Consider the following 16,822-nt stretch of genomic DNA (forward strand, 5'->3'; position numbering starts at 1 on the left):
CCGTGTTTTGATGAACTGCGGCATTAGCTTGCTTACGGAGAACTCAGCAAGCTGTGCCGGTGGGTTCGATCGCACATCGCCTCGCGATCAGTTGGCACTTCCCATCTGTTTGTCGGAGGGCATGGTTGTGTCGATCGCACCTTCCCCCATCCAACTCAACAATCTAATCAATCTAGCAACCATAATATCGGATAATTGTAAAGCAATTCACCAAGCCAACAGCATGAGTATTGACCAATTAAACACAGACTACGGCATTGCCGGGAACCTCACCTTCGCCACCGGAAAGGGTGGTTTCCCGATGATTCACATCGACAACGGTCAAGCCAAAGCCTTAATTTCTGTGTATTCCGGTCAAGTGCTCTCCTTTCAACCCGCCCCCGAAACCACAGACTTGATGTTCCTCAGCGAAAAAGCCTACTACGCCGAAGGGAAAGCCATCAAAGGCGGTATACCCATCTGTTGGCCCTGGTTTGGCCCCGATCCCGAAGCCTTGGGGCGTCCGAGTCATGGATTCGTGCGGAATCGCCTCTGGAATGTGCTAGAAACCGCCACAACTCCAGACGGCGCAACCAAAGTCACTCTAGGACTCAAGGATACCGATGAAACTAGAGCAATTTGGCCCCAAGCCTTTGAACTGGCGATCGCAATTACGATCGGCACCAGCCTCACTGTAGAATTAATCACCCGCAATCTAGGTGACAAAGCATTTCCCCTCACCCAAGCTTTCCACACCTATTTCCAAGTCGGCGATATCAACCGCGTGCAGGTTTTAGGTTTAGAAAATAGCCAGTATCTTGATAAAGCGGATGGTGGTGTCGAAAAAACTCAAGTGGGTGCAGTGGTAGTAACAGGTGAAGTCGATCGCATTTATCTCGATGCCACCAATGAATTAGTAATTGACGATAGCGCCCTCAATCGCCGTATTCGCATTAAATCATCGGGTAGTAAATCCGTCGTAGTGTGGAATCCCTGGGTGACAATTTCTGCAAATATGGCCGACCTTGATGATGCAGATTATCAGCGTTTACTCTGCGTAGAAACGACCAATGCAGCTACAGATATTGTGGAAGTTCCCCCTCATGGTGAGTTCCGCTTGCAGGCAATTTACAGCGTTGAACGCGACTAAGGAATTAGAGCTTAATCTTAGCGGTGATGGGGCCAACATTCCCAGTAAGCTGTTCAACATTTCAATTGGATATTTTGGGCGTTGCTCAAATCCCACCCACAAGACTGGGATTGTTTCTTTAAATACAACTTAAATGCCGATTAGCTGATTGAATTGAAAAACTCTGTCACCCTAATGACTAATAATACCAAATCAAAAATTTCTCCCCTGTTTATTTTTTAGTCCGCGAAAGACGTTCGGCTAAGCTGAGTCGAACCGTCTAGCCACCGACAAAACTTTGTATGATCGGTTTCAACCGCCGACTCCGATCTTTTTACTTACCATCAATGTATTATGCCAATCTTTAACTGGACAAAACTTCAAAATGGATCAGACATTCGCGGTATCGCCCTCGAAGGCGTTCCCAATGAAAAAGTCAACCTAACGCCCGAAATTGCGACAATCTTAGGTAAATCCTTTGTCAGTTGGCTGGTGCAAAAAGTCAATAAGTCAGCGGCAGAATTAACGATCGCGATCGGGCGTGACAGTCGCCTATCAGGGCCAACCTTAATGCAAGCAGTCATGGAGGGAATCGCCTCAGTTGGTGCAACCGTATACGACTTTGAAATGGCTTCAACCCCCGCCATGTTTATGAGTACCATTACCCCTGGTTTTGATTGCGACGGCGCGATTATGCTCACTGCTAGCCATTTGCCATTTAATCGAAATGGCTTAAAGTTTTTCACTGCCAAAGGTGGGTTACAAAAGCAGGATATTACAGATATCTTAGCAGTAGCCCAAAGCAATTACTTTCAGCCCGCCTCATTGCCCGGTAAGATTACAAAGCATGATTTTATCTCAGTTTATGCTAACCAATTTGTCACAAAAATTAGGGAATCAGTCAATCATCCCGATAATTTTGAGCAACCACTAACAGGAATAAAAATTGTTGTGGATGCGGGCAATGGTGCTGGCGGTTTTTATGTTGATAAAGTCTTAAAGCCTTTAGGTGCAGACACCACGGGCAGTCAGTTTTTAGAACCCGATGGTACTTTCCCCAATCATGTGCCAAATCCAGAAGATAAACAGGCAATGCAGTCAATTTGTCAAGCGGTAAGTGAACACCAAGCTGATTTTGGGATTATTTTTGATACCGATGTCGATCGCAGTGCTGCCGTCGATCAAGTTGGCAAGGAACTCAATCGCAATCGCTTAATTGCCTTGATTTCGGCGATCGTATTACAAGAACACCCAGGCTCTACCATTGTCACCGATTCTATCACCTCCGATGGATTAACGCACTTCATCGAACAAGATTTAAAAGGGGTTCACCATCGCTTTAAGCGCGGCTACAAAAATGTGATTGACGAGTCGATTCGCCTCAATGAATCTGGACAGGAATCATGGCTGGCGATTGAAACATCGGGACATGGAGCTTTGAAAGAAAATTACTTTCTGGATGATGGCGCTTATTTAGTCAGCAAATTATTGATTGAATTGGCTAAATCCAAGCTAGCAAATCAATCTTTGCCCGATTTAATTGCAAATTTAAACGAGCCAGAAGAAAGTGCAGAATTTCGGATTAAACTTAGTGGGGATGATTTCCAAGCCCAAGGATATCGTGTTATTGAGCAACTGCAAGAATTTGTCTCAACGCAAGCAGACTGGAAAATCGTTCCCAATAACTACGAAGGTCTACGAATTTCCTGCACGTCAGCTAGCGAATCCGGCTGGTTTCTGTTACGCTTATCACTCCACGATCCGGTGATGCCTTTGAATGTTGAGTCTAATGTTAAGGGTGGTGTCGCTCGCATAGTGGCTCGGCTTTTAGCTTTTTTCCAAACAACAGAATCCCTTGATTTATCGGCACTATCGATCTAAGTTTTACTCGTGTCAGACTATTAGTAAACCCAACCCAAGGAGGAATTTAATCATGTGGCTTTTAATCATAAAATGTTCTGCTGAAAGCTGGGATACCCATTCCAAAGCTTTCAAAGCGATCGCTGCCAAATATCCGGCCACGCCTTCCTCTTCCAAAAAGATGAAAGGCGATGGTCAACGCATCATGGAATATCAGCTTGAGAATGTCAATGATGTAGAGGAATTTATGGAAGAATGCTTGACATTAGATGGTTTCACTGCTGCCTTTGAATCTCTATAAATCTAGGTGATAAGACTATAGCAGTTTTCAATTTTTATCTCATACCATCCATTTTAAAATGGAGGCCTAAAAATGGGTAATTAATACTAATTTCTCCAAAAGAGGCTACTCTAACTAGAGAGTTTTAGGAATGTTCTAGGAAAGTAAATGGTCAAGAAAGAAGTGATTTAACAGCAGCAACACTTCGGACAGCTAGTTTTTTAGCGCCTACCTGAGAATAAAGGTTTCAGGGCGACCCAATAGCTGCAAGCAACGCTTACGAAGCACGCTATCAGCCAAAGTGAAAATCAAGGGTTTGATGCTACGACATAAAAACGCAAGCGGGGGCTGAGGCCGACAGATTTCAGAAACCGGGTTTCTTCCTAAATTTTTCCGGACTCGTCGCAAAATTCGTAGAAACCGGGTTTATAGCTACCTATGCGTGGGCAATGAAACTGTACGAAGTATTGTAAATCTTGGACTTGATGAATGCAACGGGATTTGTGCGAGAGTATGATCACCTGGTCAAATTTTTGAGTGTTGTTAAGTATTTATTTAAGTTAGTCTCTCATCTCCAAATCTTTGAGTTTCCCAAGATTTTTACCTACGGCTGTTTCTTTCGGCTCATTGAGGATTGCTATAGTTAGTCTAGATAGTTGAAAAAATCTCAGCGAGAGAAGGGTTAAGGACGGCTAGTGATGATAATGACTGTGAATCGAGGCAACGGCGGGCTAAGTGCGGAAATAGTTACGGGTCTGATTTTGCAGTGGGGGCAGTTGAAAGCGAACAAGTTAACCGCCAGTTCGATCGGGGGAATTGTTGCTGGCATTCTAAGTTTTGCCCTGCCAGTGCAAGCTTTGCAGGTAGTTGTGACGCCGACAAATCCCGAACTGGGAGATACCCTGTCAGTAATGATTCAGGTTGACGGTAACGGCGGGCAAACTCCCAAAGTTTCTCTACAGGAAAAAAACTACCCCGCATTTCCCATCGGCAACGGGCGGTTTCGGGCATTGCTGCCGACGACGCCGGTAGAGAAACCCGGTACCCGCCAAATCCAAGTCACAGGTGATGGACAAGTGCAGAAGTTGAGCGTAAAAGTTCGATCGCGAGATTTTCCCACTCAATCCATCTGGCTACCGCCTGGGAAAGACGAGGAAGGTACAGATGCGGAGTTCGATCGCGTAGACGCATTTAAAGCACTGGTGACACCCGAAAAATTTTGGGACGGCAAATTGTTGCGCCCCAACTCCGGCGAAATTACTACTATTTACGGGGTGCGACGTTATTATAATGGGGTATTTGCTCAAGACTACTACCACCGCGGCGTTGATTACGCGGGTGCTTACGGTTCCCCTGTAGTCGCACCAGCAGCAGGTCGGGTGTCTCTCGTGGGACGCGAATCGCAAGGGTTCAAAATCCACGGCAACGTCGTTGGTATCGACCATGGTCAAGGCGTAGCAAGTATTTTGATGCACCTCAGCCGGATTGATGTCAAGGAAGGCGATGTCGTGAAAGCGGGTCAAGTAATTGGTGCTCTGGGGTCAACGGGGGCTGCGACAGGTCCTCACCTGCACTGGGGACTTTATGTGCACGGGCAGTGCGTCGATCCTGTACCTTGGCGACTTCAGGGAATTGAGTAGGACTTCTTACGGATTTTGACGAATTTATCAGTCAATTATGGGGTAAGTTTGTGGCTGGGGTGTGCAGATAACTTTATGGGTTATCACTATTGAGTTAGGATTTGTATAAAAATTCTCAACTCAACTCTCAAAACTCGAATCTCAAGACGCTAACAATCGCGTCTTCACAAAACTTTATTGATGATGCCGTTGAGCGGGGACGCATATATGAGTATTGAAAAAATTGTTGAACAGGCTTTACAGGATGGCTATTTAACGCCGTCTATGGAAGCTGAGGTGGGACGGATCTGCAATACGGCTTCGGAATTGTCGATCGAAGAGTATATGGCTCTCGATCGTCTGATGGGATCTTTGTTGACTGGCGAAGTGGTGGTACTGCCACGCAAACAGTTCATCAACGTGATGGAAGAGTTGGTGCTTAGCGATGCGATCGCTAGGGTGGCCGAAATTGAAGCGACGAGCGACCTGAGTCTAGATGTGGGAGATATTGCAGCTTATGCTTTAAATAGGCTGCCACCTCTGTACGCTACGACGGAAGAGGGGGCTCACTTTCAAAGGGCTAGGGCTAAAGAGCAACTTCACGATTTGATTTCCAAAGAAGTCAACGCAGCGATCGCTCGCAACTTGGACAGGCCCGACACCCCAAACCCCACAGCTTTGGGCAAGTCTTCTGGCAACGAGGTTCTTTCCCAGCTAAGCACTTGGCTGCAAGCTAACGCCACTAATTTTGAGCCACAGCCTTAGTACGACCCCAACAGCTCTATTTTAGTTAAGTCTATCCCGCTCAATTCAGAAAGCGGGATTTTTAGTTTCTGAGCCAGCAAGATTCATCTGAAGCCTGAAGCCTGAATTCAAGAACAAAAAATTAAAATTTAAGAGTTTTCTATTTTATGTAAAACATAAAAAACTCCCTCTTCCTTCTTCCTTGTTCCTGACATCTGTTACATCCGTTATAGAATCCGTTGCCGAACTTCCTTCATCCTTCAAAGGATTAATTGTTGCTGTCAGAAGAGTCTGCCGAGGGGCCAGCGGTAACTTTTGTTTCTCGCTTTTCGCGTTTTTTCCGTTCGGCTTGGATGACATCTTGAAGCACTATTCGCGCTTGGGCCATTTTTTCCAAATTGCTGCGGTACAAATCTAAATCTTTGCTAACTTTGTCTTCAGGCAGGTGCAAGGTCGCACTGACTTTGGCGATCGCATCGTTTCGCGTTTCTTGGTCTTTTACTAAGTTAGGGTCAGCTTTTTCTAATAGCGAGAACAAACCGATCGCGAACAAGCGACTGTACTTAAATTGAGGGTTGCTGGCGATCGCCCCTAAAGACGCTTGCAAATCCGCTGTATCTTCAAAGCTGGTGGAACGATCGAGCCACGAGAGCAACTCTTGGCCGGAAAGTCTATCTGCCAAGCTTTCCAATCGCTGAGCGTCTTGCTTGTAGCGCTCTGGATCGTCTTCTAGGGACTTGCACAAAGCGTTAAAAATCGAAACTCTGTCGGCTTCTGGGGCGTACCCAAGCATGAATCGATCAAAAGCTGTCACTACACCCAAAGCATAAATCGGGTCGTATTGAAAATCGGCATTTGCCGAAAGCAAGTGCATTTCTACCATCAACTCTTCCACCACTCGACGGTAAATTGAGTTGATCGGTCGAGTGTGAATCGTATAGAAACTTCGCTTAGTATCTGAAACAGTACGGTTATTGTTCACCTGAGTCTTATAGATAAATAATTTTGCCGTAGCGGGCGTGCCAGCGCGGCGTGAGTAAAGTCGGGGGAGTCACTTCTGCGATCGGGCTGACAAAAATTGCCAGTTTTTTAAGCGTTGCCGCCGGATTGCGAGACAAAATTTTATCAAAAATATTTTACGCGCGATCGGCAGCAACAATTAATATGTCGCAATAGGATAGAAAAAACCCAGTATCTTTACAATCATAGCTTAGCTGGGATCGCTCATAAATCTAATCTTCTGACTTGCCCAGCCTAGATATGGTCTTACATATCACAATAAGTTTTTTTCGTCAACCCTAATTCTGAAAAATCAAACAAACATGACAATTTCTCCTGAATTAAGAGCTTTAGCCCAGTACATGGCGGGCGAATTTGACAACCGGGAACAAGCGCTAGCAGAGCCAGCGTGGTACGTCCACCTTCGTTTGTGGCAAAGACCACTACCCGTTCCTTTATTTTCCGAACCCAGCATTGCCCTGTTTGCCGAACAAGCTAACATTCTGGAATTAGACAAGCCATACCGCCCCCGCATCGTGCAACTGAGGCACTCACAGATAGCGCCGGGACTGATTGAAGCTCAGTATTATATGTTCAAGGATATCGCAGCCGTCAAAGGAGCCGGTTGCAACCCCGACTTGCTTGGAAAGCTAACGAAGGAGCAAATCCAACTCCTCCCAGGCTGCACCCTCTCGGTTGCGGTGCAAAATTTAGCCTCAAACAGCTATCGCTTTCGGGCATCTTTGCCGGAGGGCACTCGCTGCGGCTTTGCCTACGGGGGGCAAAATTACCAAGTAGACTTGGGATTTGAAGCCGCAGGCGAGGAATTTCTCAGCTACGACAAAGGAATAAGCCCCACGACAGGCAAGGCTATCTGGGGAGCTTTAATGGGCCCTTTTAGATTTGTCAAGCGTCAGGATTTTGCTGCTGAGATATTGGTTTGAAGCAAGAAGCAACAAGAAACAAGGAAGAAAGATTTAGCTATCTACGATAGAAGGCAAGACTTTACCTTGACCTATTCTTCTACTTTAGTGTTTTGAACCTCTCAACCTCTCAAGAAAGGAAGAAAGCATAAGGAAGCTGGCAAGAATTTACCTGCTTCCTGTTCTTGTGCAGGGTTCCGGCGCATTTTGTGAGCCTCAAGCTCAAATTACCCGCGACACTGCAATCGATGCCAGCAGGAGTGCTCAACTTGCGCGTGGCACCCCCTCTAGAGCTTCTTCTTCCGTTTCAAAGATTTCAAACACAGAATCCATCATGGTGACTTCAAACACCAGTTTGGCTTCTGGATGAACATTGCAAATGCGGAAACTTCCCTTAACTTTATCCGCATCCCGCATACCTGCTACAAGTGAGGTCAGGCCAGAACTATCGATAAAGTTAACCTGACCAAGATTCACTACGACATGGCGGCTGAGTTTGGAAATACACTCTTGCAACTTGAGGCGGAATTGCCAAGCTGTAGTGATGTCCAACCGTCCTGTCGGTGCTAAGACGATAACTGTTGTACCGTCTTGAAGCGTGTGGGTTTTTTGATCAATATGAATCACTGACCCTTCCCTCAAATTTATTATCTATCGCGGTGGTTACTGTCCCAGTAGTTTAACTCAGGTCGGTGACTGCTGAGGCATCCAATTCGCCCAATCTTGCGGTTTTAAGAACTTGGAGTAGAGTTCGGCTTCGGGAGAGTTGGGTTCTGGCTCGTAACAGTATTCCCAGCGTACCAAAGGTGGCAGGGACATGAGAATCGATTCGGTGCGTCCGTTGGTCTGCAAGCCAAAGGTCGTGCCTCGATCGTACACCAAGTTAAATTCAACGTAACGGCCACGGCGGTAAAGTTGGAAATTACGCTCGCGCTCGCCGTATTCTTTCGATCGGTGCTTTTCAACAATTGGGGTGTAAGCCGGCAAAAATGCCCGGCCGCAGTCCTGTACGAAGGCGAACAGCGACTCCCAAGTCCTAGGCTCCGGCACGCCGATGTTGTTGCTGCACTCAGCGGCCTTGCCTTTGACATGATGGTCGCGGTAAAGCGCGCCTTGAGCGCTTTGGTAGTCAAAAAACAGTCCGCCCACGCCGCGGGTTTCTTGGCGGTGGGGGAGGTAAAAATATTCGTCGCACCAGAGTTTAAATGTCGGATAATATCCGGGATGGTGGTGATCGCAAGCTGCTTTCAGAGTTTTGTGAAAATGAGCTGCATCCTCAGCCAACGGGTAATAAGGAGTCAAATCGACACCGCCACCAAACCACCAAATCGGCCCAGCCTCAAAATAGCGGTAATTTAGGTGAACCGTAGGCAAGTAGGGATTGCGAGGGTGCAGCACCATCGAAGTACCCGTTGCATAGAAATCGTGACCGGCAGCTTCTGGGTGCTTTGCCAGAATCAAAGCTGGCAAACTTTCGCCCCACACTTGGGAAAAATTGACTCCCCCTTGTTCAAACACATCGCCTTCGCGCATGACGCGAGAACGTCCGCCGCCGCCTTCGGAGCGTTCCCAAGAGTCCTCCTTAAATTTGCCCAGGCCATCGAGCTGTTCGAGGGATTGACAAATTTCGTCTTGTAGGCTTTTCATAAATTGGCTGACTCTAGCTCTAGAGTCAGCGGGTGGCAAAAACGGGGAAGTGGCGGTTTTAAGTGTTGTAGAAACTGTCATAAAATTTTCTGTTGTCAGATTTGAGTTTTAGATGGGCGATGAATCCCAAATCCAGTCGTCATGTAATTATGCCACCGTAGGTCTGCAAATGATCGCTATGAAGTTACATTAAAAAATAGCAATAAAAATATACTTAAACCTGCGATCGAAAATTCGCTAACCCAATTGCAGAGCTATGGTGGAGAACACAATGCCCAATACACTCGATGTTAGTTCAGTCTTAGAAATCCTGCGACCTGTGCAAGACCCCGAACTACAAAAGAGTTTGGTGGAATTGAACATGATTCGTAACATAAAAATTGACGGCGGTGTCGTCAGTTTTACTTTAGTGCTGACAACGCCTGCTTGCCCGCTGCGAGAATTTATTGTCGAAGATTGCCAAAAAGCGGTCAAACAGTTGCCAGGAGTCGAAAAAGTGGCGGTGGAGGTGACAGCCGAAACACCGCAGCAGAAGGGAGTGGTCGATCGCCAAGGCATTGAAGGCGTTAAAAATATTATCGCAATTTCCAGCGGCAAAGGCGGCGTCGGCAAAAGCACGGTGGCGGTAAATGTGGCAGTAGCGCTGGCGCAAACCGGCGCTAAGGTGGGTTTGCTGGATGCGGATATCTATGGGCCCAATGACCCAACAATGTTGGGTTTGGGGGACGCGAAAGTGATGGTTAGGGACGGAAAAAGCGGTGAAAGCCTCGAACCCGCCTTCAACTACGGCGTCAAATTAGTGTCGATGGCGTTTTTAATTGACAAAGACCAGCCCGTGATTTGGCGCGGCCCGATGTTAAACGGGATCATTCGACAGTTCCTCTATCAGGTAAATTGGGGCGATTTAGACTATCTGATTGTCGATATGCCTCCGGGTACTGGAGACGCGCAGTTGACAATGGCGCAAGCAGTGCCGATGGCTGGTGTGGTGATTGTGACGACGCCGCAGACTGTGGCTTTGTTGGACTCTCGCAAGGGGTTAAAGATGTTCCAGCAGTTGGGAGTGTCGGTGTTGGGAATTGTGGAAAACATGAGCTATTTTGTGCCGCCGGATATGCCCGACAAGCAATACGATATTTTCGGTTCTGGTGGCGGGGAAAAGACTGCTGCTGAGTTGGGAGTGCCGCTGTTAGGCCGCATTCCGCTGGAAATTCCGTTGCGGGAAGGCGGGGATTCGGGGGTGCCGATTGTGGTGGGGCAACCGGGTTCTGCTTCAGCTAGGGAGTTGCGGGCGATCGCGGGCCGCATTGCCGGTAAAGTTTCCGTAGCAGCCTTAGCCTAACAAACTCTCGTTTCTGGCCTTTGCCTCCCGTCTTCCTGTACACGAAGATTTGCCTAGTTCTCAGGCTCTGCTTGGGAACTAGAAACGAGAAAAGGTAAACTATAACCAGCAAACTTAACATTCAAAGAATTATGATTTTTCCAGGTTCGGCAGTTCGAGTTAAAGATAAGGGTGAGATTTACTACGCCTTTCAAGGACAAGTCCAGCGAGTTACCGACGGAAAGGTCGCGGTACTGTTTGAAGGCGGGAATTGGGACAAGCTGATTACGTTCCGCCTGTCGCAGTTGGAACTTGTCGATGCTACGGCTGGTCGCGTGAAATAGTCAGTAGTCAGCAGTCATTAGTCATTAGCCATTGGTAATTGGTAAGCTAGCTAAGAGCAGGTTAGTGACTGAAGATCATTAAAAACTAACACAAAACCAATGACTGATGACTAATGGCTAATAACTAATTACTAATCACTAAAATTATGCGTTTACCTTTACCCCAATTTGCTACAAAAGAGCGCCATCCCGATCGCATTGCTGAGGTAATCGAGACGGCAACTTCGGAGTTTTTGGCTCAATGTTTGGAACCGGAAGACTTAAGCTTTCCCGTGATGCCGCCTTTTGGGAGTTGGGTGAAGGCCGAGGATGAAGAGTCGAAAAATCAAATTTACGGCGTGGTTTATTACGCTACGACTAGCCCGATCGACTCGGTGCACAGAGCTCGCGCTTTGGGTTTGTCGCTGGAAGAGTTGCGGGAAGAACAACCGCAGATTTTTGCGATGCTCAAAACCGAGTTTCGAGTGGCGATTGTCGGGTATGAGGCTGCGCCGGAAAGGTTGAACGGCCACGGCCCATCTAGGGGTAAAATTTATCAGTATTTGCCGCCGCGCCCGCCGCAAATTCACCAGGCGGTTTATCGCTGCGAACCGGATGAGGTGATGGATTTTACGGTGCAGTTGGATTTTTTGAGGACGCTGCTGGGGGTGGCTAATGCGCCGGTGGATGCGCTGACGGCGGCGGCGATTCGGGAGATTTATCAGTTGCGGATGCGCGATCGATCTTGGTTGGTGGAAGCGGGAAGGAGTTTGAGTGTTTTGTTGAAGGATGATTATGACAGATTGAGGGTGATTTTGAGTCAGATTCATCCGTAGGGAAAAGCTGGAATAAGATAATCTGGACTTACGCAAAAGTGGCTTGACACGCTACGGATAGCAGTAAGGTGTGCAAAGTGCACCCTACATAATTAGGTTCTGCGTCAGTCCCGATCTGGTTTTTTCTGAGGAAAAATATTTTATGTGGGTAGAGGTAACACCGCTGAATCAAGTTCCCGAAGGGGGTGTGTTGAAGGTAAAAGTTGACGAAAATTCAGTGATTTTGAATCGTCAAGGCATGAATGTAACTTGTTACCGCAATGCTTGCACTCATTTAGAATACCCGATCGACATGGGTAAGGTAAGCAGCGGCATCATTACCTGTCCGTTTCACAAATATCAGTACAAGTTAGATACTGGTAAATGTTTGAATGCACTAGGCGATTCCCTGGAATCTTATCCGGTAAAGATTGAGGGCGATCGCGTTTTTGTAGAAATAGATTAGTTATGCGTTAGTCGTTAAGTCCGACAGGGGTTTAAACCCCTGTCTCATAGCTAAAGTCGTCTCAAGACGACTGTCAATTAATATTTGATATGAAGTCCGGCTTAAATACCCCCTCACTCTGTTAGTCTACGGAGGCAGACTTGGTTTTTGTAGTAGCGGTTTCAACCGCCGAAACATCCAGGGAGTAGCCAACCCGGATTTACTTTCAACCTACCATTTTCGCGCGTCGCTGGCGGAGGAAAACCGCCAAAAGCCCGATCGCACCTACCGCCAACAGCAGCCATTCTTGCGGTTCAGGAACCCCCGAAACATTCAGAGGATTATTCGGCTTACTCAACTGTTCCTTACCGGATTCTACCTCTCTGTCAAATCGATCACTCTTAGCTTCCGCTGCTTTTAGCTGCTCCCTTTGCGCGTCATTAACTAACACAATCATCGAAGAATAAGGCGTCACAACTTTGAAATTTTTAGCTACTGCGTGCATCGCATCCAGTTGCGTCAATTGATTTGAACTTTTCTGCTTGCTAAGTGCAGTTATCAACTGCCGCGCAGCTATCGGTTTAAAGCCTTCATTTCCTGCATTTTTTGACTCTGCAACTGCCGCCGATTTTGCCGTTTTTTTCGGCTGCGGGGTTTTGGCATAACTCCAAAAATAGCCGTCAACAACGCTAACTGTAGATTCGCCCGAAGCTGCTGTTGTTGCTACTCGCTGCATCGCTTCTTTCATATCTGTAGCAACTCCGCCGCCGCTATCTTGAATCACCTTCAATGTTGCGTCGTCGTAGCCGGGGGGCAAACCTCCCAAATGCACTGTCCATAGGGGTGCAGAGATGGAAAGTTTAGGTTTGCGATCGTCTGACAATTCGTAACTGTGGCGATCGCTCACCAAAAATACAGTATCGTAACTTTTATCGCCCCGCAACTGTGCAAACTGTTGCAGCATATCTTTGAGCTGGATTGTACCGTAAAATGGCACCTTTCCAGCATCAAAATTGCGTACATCTTCCACCAACTTAGGTGGCATTCCCGCAGCGCTGGCGACATACAAATTAACAGCATTCTTGCCTGCTGCATTAGCTTTCAACCATTCAAAAGTCTCTTTTAATTCCTTATTTGCCGTCGCCATGCTGCGGGAAGTATCGAGAATAACTGCAAATTTTTTGCCTTGCGGTAGCGAGTAATTTGCATCAGTCAGCGGCTTAGCAGAAATGATATTTCCTCCCGGTAGAACCGCCTCCTGCGCTGTTAACGGTTGCTGTGCGACTGCGGGCAAAAAGGGTGGCAGCCAAGTTTCTCTTGCTTCTTTCCCGCTGTACTCGACCTCTGTTCCAGCAATCGTGCGGCGAGTATTTTGGTTCCAAAAAATGTTGCGTTTTTCAGCCAAAATAGGCATAGCCCAACCCTGCGGCTGGCGCATGACTTTGTAAGTAAGCCACAGGTGCATTTCCTTTGGTTCGCCAGCTTGGGCGGATTCTCGTTTAGCTGGGATTGGAAAAGCCCGCAAGCGGTACTGTTTGGGACCAATTTGTTCTAGCAAAGCCGGATCGACTCTTTCTCTCACCTGTTGGTTGTAGACTTGCTGGGCCGCACCTCTAGGCGATACCGTAAATACAAAACGGTTGTTTAAATCGCCAGTATCTCCCAGCCAAATCCCTGTAACTGCGGCGCTTTCAGGCAGGGAAAAGTAGTAGAATACTTCTTGTAAGTTGGGCGTTTGGTTTTCGTAAACTTCGTAAAGTTGAACCTCAGCCCAGTCGCCGTTTTCTTTAACGGTCACTTCTTGCGACTGCAACAATACTTTTTCTTGATTGACATTCAGCAAACCAGCTTTAGCTTCTTCCCGGTTTGATGTTGACTGCACCGCGTGTTTTACTGCTTCTGTGTCGCCTTTTTGCACTTCGGTATCGAAGAATTCGCCGTAGAGTTTTTCGGCTTTTTCCACATCAGCACTAGAGCCTTGATACAAAAACGGTGACATTAAAAAATTATAGCTGTTCTGCACCGTTTGAGCCGCTTGGTCAGGCAAATTCAAAGTGTTTTTGTATATCTCATAAATGTGGTTGTTTTCTCCCACACTGCTGAGGTAGCGGTAAGGAGACAAATAAGCGTTAACTAAGCCGGAGCGAATCATATCAGACTTGGCTAATAAAGTTTGGCGAACCGTGTCATTTGCGGGGGGAGTCGCCAGCATTTTCAGTGCTGCAACTTGTGGCTGCTGCTGCAAAGCGGAGAAAATAGCCAGCCAAGCTGCTATGACTCCCAAACTTCCGATTAGCGCTTTATTTTTCCCGTATTGTCCAGCAAAAGTCTGCCATATTTTTCGCCCGGAATCAATGTAGAGAAAGCCGTACAGCGAAGGCATAACAACGAATAAGCTACAGGTTAAACCAAAGAATATCAAGGATAGCGCTATCCAAATTAAACCCAAGCTTAAACTATATACCCACTGCCCGTCTCTAAACATATCCCAAAATGGTGATACCCATGTAAACTTGAAAAATTCAATTACTACAGCGAAGAATCCATAAAGTGTAAACAATGCCACAGGTACAGCGTAATAGATCAGCAATGTGGCCGCCCAAATGCCAACTACTAGCATTAAACTGTGGCATCCTAATTGCAGCCACGCACTTCCATTGTCTGCGCTTAAGCTTAAAAAACGAGGCTGTTTATTATCGAAATTCTGGGAAGATGAAATATTTTGAATATATGAAATCTTTTGAAAATTTTCTCTTTTACCCAGATATCCGTACAGCATTTCCACTGAAAATGCTGCAATGCACAAAACAATAGTAGCGATAATTAGAGAACTAGCTGGAGTGAGTTCTCGTAGCAGGAACAAGCGGAGCAAACACAGCAAAAATAGCGGTGCTTCTACGCCGTAAAACCAACGCATTAGCTGCAGGGGTTGCTCGCTAAAACGCCTAGATCCTACTACAGTACATACAGTGGGTACTGCGATCGTAGCTGCCATCGTCAAAGAAAACTCTAGGGGGATGATGCCATCGAGTGTCGCCATAATTAATGGCACTCCTATAATAGGCAAAATACCCAAGTAAACAATCGATAAAAAAGTCAAATTCCACAGCCAAAAAATAGTTTTAAAAAAATCATCAAATCCCTGTTTAATTTTCATTCATTTCTCCGTGTAAGCTTTGTTTAACTGTAGTGTATACATTACTCGCAAACTCTTTTACTTCATGATTTTCTGCTTGTAGCGACCTGTCAAATAAAATGGAAACTAGCACCCAATTGTGATTTTTGTGGGTGAGGTCGCTGCCGATACGGGACATGAAGTTATCTGTAGTTAGCTGTGCAGATTGCAGCCAGTATACTGCTGATAATTGGTTGTTTTTGAGAGACAGCCAGCGCGCTGTTACTGAGGGAGTTAGTTGTTTTTTTTCTATGCGATTGACGGGAATTCCGCTCGCTACAAAACACAACTCGGGGGCGTGATAAGTTTGCCAGGATGTGCTCGCTACTGTGAGCATGGAACCGCGCAAGTTGCCGGCGACAAATCTGATTTTTTGTGTTTGCGTGTCTGGATAGTTGCCAAAGAATTTTTGTTCGCTAGGATTCAGGGGAATTGACTCGGATTTAATGTATTCAGGTAATCTTAAAGGTGCGATCGCCATTTTTGGCGTTTCTACATGAGACAGTTGAGCCATTACTGCCAAAACTGTGACTGCTGCTATTATTCCTGCTTTGGCTAAAGGGGGATTTGTGAGTATTTTTGAGTTGGGTTTTGCAGAAATAACGCTGGTTTTTTGTAGCTGAAATTTCGGTACTCGTTGCAGCATTAACCAAGTCACAAAACAAGCACATACTAAACCGACAATTCCCAGAGGAACGTGAATAATTTCTGCTACTTTTGGCTGTTTAAAAACTTCTGAAACCAGGACTAACACGGCAACCCGCGCAGCGTTAGCAGACACCAACATTAAGAGATTAGCAGCGCCGACTCCTAGCCATCTTAAACTAAATTTGCGCCCTTCCAGCCAGGTAGCAGCTAGCAAAAATAGCGTTCCGACTAAGAGGGTTTTAATGCCGCTGCAAGGCACGTCAACGTGAGCGATGCCGTTTTCCAAAACGATAATATCGTAAGAAGAAATAGCCCCAATGTGTAGCAGAGAGAGCAACTTTTCTACTACCTGAGCAGTCAGCACTCGCGCCGGCAAACCTAAGCTGCTATTCAACTGACTATTAAATGGTAAAATACAAGCCAGCAAGCCCGCAACTGGTAAGTTTTTTTGCCAAAAGTTCGGCTCCACCAATAAGCCGCACAGCCCGTAAGTTCCTAGGATAAATAGCAGGACAGTAAATTGTTTGATATCAATTATGCACTGAAGGGCGATCGAGCAAATACCCGCACCCAACATCAACAGCAGCGGATATCGCCTCAAAACGAAATTTGGCGAAAATCCGGGCGGGCGATCCTCTTCGAGGGCTGCGCTAACGGAGCTCCCAGTCGATCGCACTACTAATGCTACAATCAAAAAACCAATTACTATCTTGTACAGTGTGGGTATCTCAACAAACGAGGATAACAACCACTTAGCTGCCGAGATATTGGCCCAAAACCAAGCAAGAGCTAACAAACAAGGAGCCAGCCAAACCAAATTCACCCCAGAATTGGGACTGACAGCATCTGGAAGGTCAGAATTGGGAATATTGGTGCGCTGCATGATACCGCTTGACATTCACATTGGTGACATCT

16 protein-coding genes are annotated in these 16,822 nt (G+C 46.6%); 10 read left to right on the top strand and 6 right to left on the bottom strand.

Annotated features, from left to right (window positions below; all coding sequences use genetic code 11):
* Nucleotides 1-10: 10 nt before the first annotated feature.
* From QT996_RS00355 to QT996_RS00375, 5 genes are all read left to right on the top strand, one after another.
* Complete coding sequence (locus tag QT996_RS00355; protein ID WP_333043847.1) at nt 11-1,129, top strand: D-hexose-6-phosphate mutarotase; 1,119 nt, start codon at nt 11-13, stop codon at nt 1,127-1,129.
* Nucleotides 1,130-1,462: 333 nt separating this feature from the next.
* Nucleotides 1,463-2,989, top strand: a complete 1,527-nt coding sequence (locus tag QT996_RS00360) for a phosphomannomutase/phosphoglucomutase (protein WP_333043849.1) — start codon at nt 1,463-1,465, stop codon at nt 2,987-2,989.
* 52 nt (nt 2,990-3,041) lie between these two features.
* Nucleotides 3,042-3,269, top strand: a complete 228-nt coding sequence (locus tag QT996_RS00365) for a hypothetical protein (RefSeq protein WP_333043850.1) — start codon at nt 3,042-3,044, stop codon at nt 3,267-3,269.
* A 677-nt stretch (nt 3,270-3,946) separates the two neighbouring features.
* Complete coding sequence (locus QT996_RS00370) at nt 3,947-4,888, top strand: M23 family metallopeptidase (protein WP_333044100.1); 942 nt, start codon at nt 3,947-3,949, stop codon at nt 4,886-4,888.
* A gap of 207 nt (nt 4,889-5,095) precedes the next feature.
* On the top strand, nt 5,096-5,632 hold the full coding sequence (locus tag QT996_RS00375; protein WP_006631395.1) for a late competence development ComFB family protein: 537 nt from the start codon (nt 5,096-5,098) through the stop codon (nt 5,630-5,632).
* A 247-nt stretch (nt 5,633-5,879) separates the two neighbouring features.
* On the opposite strand, the gene psb29 is transcribed toward QT996_RS00375, so the two are convergent.
* Nucleotides 5,880-6,593, bottom strand: a complete 714-nt coding sequence (psb29, locus tag QT996_RS00380; protein WP_333043852.1) for a photosystem II biogenesis protein Psp29 — start codon at nt 6,591-6,593, stop codon at nt 5,880-5,882.
* A gap of 7 nt (nt 6,594-6,600) precedes the next feature.
* Nucleotides 6,601-6,729, bottom strand: coding sequence for a hypothetical protein (locus QT996_RS00385; RefSeq protein WP_333043854.1), 129 nt, complete (start codon nt 6,727-6,729; stop codon nt 6,601-6,603).
* Between the two features lie 204 nt (nt 6,730-6,933).
* Here QT996_RS00385 and QT996_RS00390 point away from each other — a divergent pair, with 204 nt between their 5' ends.
* Complete coding sequence (locus QT996_RS00390) at nt 6,934-7,554, top strand: chromophore lyase CpcT/CpeT (RefSeq protein ID WP_333043856.1); 621 nt, start codon at nt 6,934-6,936, stop codon at nt 7,552-7,554.
* Between the two features lie 243 nt (nt 7,555-7,797).
* Here the strand turns inward: QT996_RS00390 and QT996_RS00395 are convergent, their stop codons facing one another.
* Complete coding sequence (locus QT996_RS00395; RefSeq protein ID WP_006631392.1) at nt 7,798-8,160, bottom strand: STAS domain-containing protein; 363 nt, start codon at nt 8,158-8,160, stop codon at nt 7,798-7,800.
* Between the two features lie 57 nt (nt 8,161-8,217).
* The gene (hemF, locus tag QT996_RS00400; RefSeq protein ID WP_333043857.1) at nt 8,218-9,261 is read right to left on the bottom strand and encodes an oxygen-dependent coproporphyrinogen oxidase; all 1,044 of its coding nucleotides are present in this window, start codon (nt 9,259-9,261) and stop codon (nt 8,218-8,220) included.
* A gap of 190 nt (nt 9,262-9,451) precedes the next feature.
* Between hemF and QT996_RS00405 the strand changes: the two genes are divergently transcribed.
* The 4 genes from QT996_RS00405 (at nt 9,452) to QT996_RS00420 (ending at nt 12,105) form a co-directional block, all read left to right on the top strand.
* Nucleotides 9,452-10,522, top strand: coding sequence for an Mrp/NBP35 family ATP-binding protein (locus QT996_RS00405; RefSeq protein ID WP_006631390.1), 1,071 nt, complete (start codon nt 9,452-9,454; stop codon nt 10,520-10,522).
* Nucleotides 10,523-10,653: 131 nt separating this feature from the next.
* Complete coding sequence (locus QT996_RS00410; RefSeq protein WP_332977793.1) at nt 10,654-10,845, top strand: NAD(P)H dehydrogenase subunit NdhS; 192 nt, start codon at nt 10,654-10,656, stop codon at nt 10,843-10,845.
* 146 nt (nt 10,846-10,991) lie between these two features.
* Nucleotides 10,992-11,660: an HAS-barrel domain-containing protein gene (locus QT996_RS00415; RefSeq protein WP_333043860.1), complete on the top strand. Its 669-nt coding sequence runs from the start codon at nt 10,992-10,994 to the stop codon at nt 11,658-11,660.
* Between the two features lie 142 nt (nt 11,661-11,802).
* The gene (locus QT996_RS00420; protein WP_333043861.1) at nt 11,803-12,105 is read left to right on the top strand and encodes a Rieske (2Fe-2S) protein; all 303 of its coding nucleotides are present in this window, start codon (nt 11,803-11,805) and stop codon (nt 12,103-12,105) included.
* A 205-nt stretch (nt 12,106-12,310) separates the two neighbouring features.
* Here the strand turns inward: QT996_RS00420 and QT996_RS00425 are convergent, their stop codons facing one another.
* Both QT996_RS00425 and xrtO read right to left on the bottom strand, forming a co-directional pair.
* The gene (locus QT996_RS00425; protein ID WP_333043863.1) at nt 12,311-15,241 is read right to left on the bottom strand and encodes a TIGR02921 family PEP-CTERM protein; all 2,931 of its coding nucleotides are present in this window, start codon (nt 15,239-15,241) and stop codon (nt 12,311-12,313) included.
* Entirely contained in the window at nt 15,231-16,805 is a 1,575-nt protein-coding gene (gene xrtO / locus QT996_RS00430) for an exosortase O (RefSeq protein WP_333043865.1), read from the bottom strand. The genes QT996_RS00425 and xrtO overlap by 11 nt, the downstream gene beginning before the upstream one ends.
* Nucleotides 16,806-16,822 lie beyond the last annotated feature (17 nt).

Source organism: Microcoleus sp. S13C4, assembly GCF_036700865.1.
Taxonomy (GTDB): Bacteria; Cyanobacteriota; Cyanobacteriia; order Cyanobacteriales; family Microcoleaceae; genus Microcoleus.

What these genes read in the sequence shown, in the direction of transcription:
- xrtO (WP_333043865.1), bottom strand. Translation starts at nt 16,805, where the DNA reads ATGTCAAGCGGTATCATGCAGCGCACCAATATTCCCAATTCTGACCTT.
- QT996_RS00370 (WP_333044100.1), top strand. Translation starts at nt 3,947, where the DNA reads ATGATAATGACTGTGAATCGAGGCAACGGCGGGCTAAGTGCGGAAATA.
- QT996_RS00420 (WP_333043861.1), top strand. Translation starts at nt 11,803, where the DNA reads ATGTGGGTAGAGGTAACACCGCTGAATCAAGTTCCCGAAGGGGGTGTG.
- QT996_RS00355 (WP_333043847.1), top strand. Translation starts at nt 11, where the DNA reads ATGAACTGCGGCATTAGCTTGCTTACGGAGAACTCAGCAAGCTGTGCC.
- QT996_RS00405 (WP_006631390.1), top strand. Translation starts at nt 9,452, where the DNA reads ATGCCCAATACACTCGATGTTAGTTCAGTCTTAGAAATCCTGCGACCT.
- QT996_RS00375 (WP_006631395.1), top strand. Translation starts at nt 5,096, where the DNA reads ATGAGTATTGAAAAAATTGTTGAACAGGCTTTACAGGATGGCTATTTA.
- QT996_RS00410 (WP_332977793.1), top strand. Translation starts at nt 10,654, where the DNA reads ATGATTTTTCCAGGTTCGGCAGTTCGAGTTAAAGATAAGGGTGAGATT.
- hemF (WP_333043857.1), bottom strand. Translation starts at nt 9,261, where the DNA reads ATGACAGTTTCTACAACACTTAAAACCGCCACTTCCCCGTTTTTGCCA.
- QT996_RS00365 (WP_333043850.1), top strand. Translation starts at nt 3,042, where the DNA reads ATGTGGCTTTTAATCATAAAATGTTCTGCTGAAAGCTGGGATACCCAT.
- QT996_RS00390 (WP_333043856.1), top strand. Translation starts at nt 6,934, where the DNA reads ATGACAATTTCTCCTGAATTAAGAGCTTTAGCCCAGTACATGGCGGGC.
- QT996_RS00360 (WP_333043849.1), top strand. Translation starts at nt 1,463, where the DNA reads ATGCCAATCTTTAACTGGACAAAACTTCAAAATGGATCAGACATTCGC.
- QT996_RS00425 (WP_333043863.1), bottom strand. Translation starts at nt 15,241, where the DNA reads ATGAAAATTAAACAGGGATTTGATGATTTTTTTAAAACTATTTTTTGG.
- QT996_RS00415 (WP_333043860.1), top strand. Translation starts at nt 10,992, where the DNA reads ATGCGTTTACCTTTACCCCAATTTGCTACAAAAGAGCGCCATCCCGAT.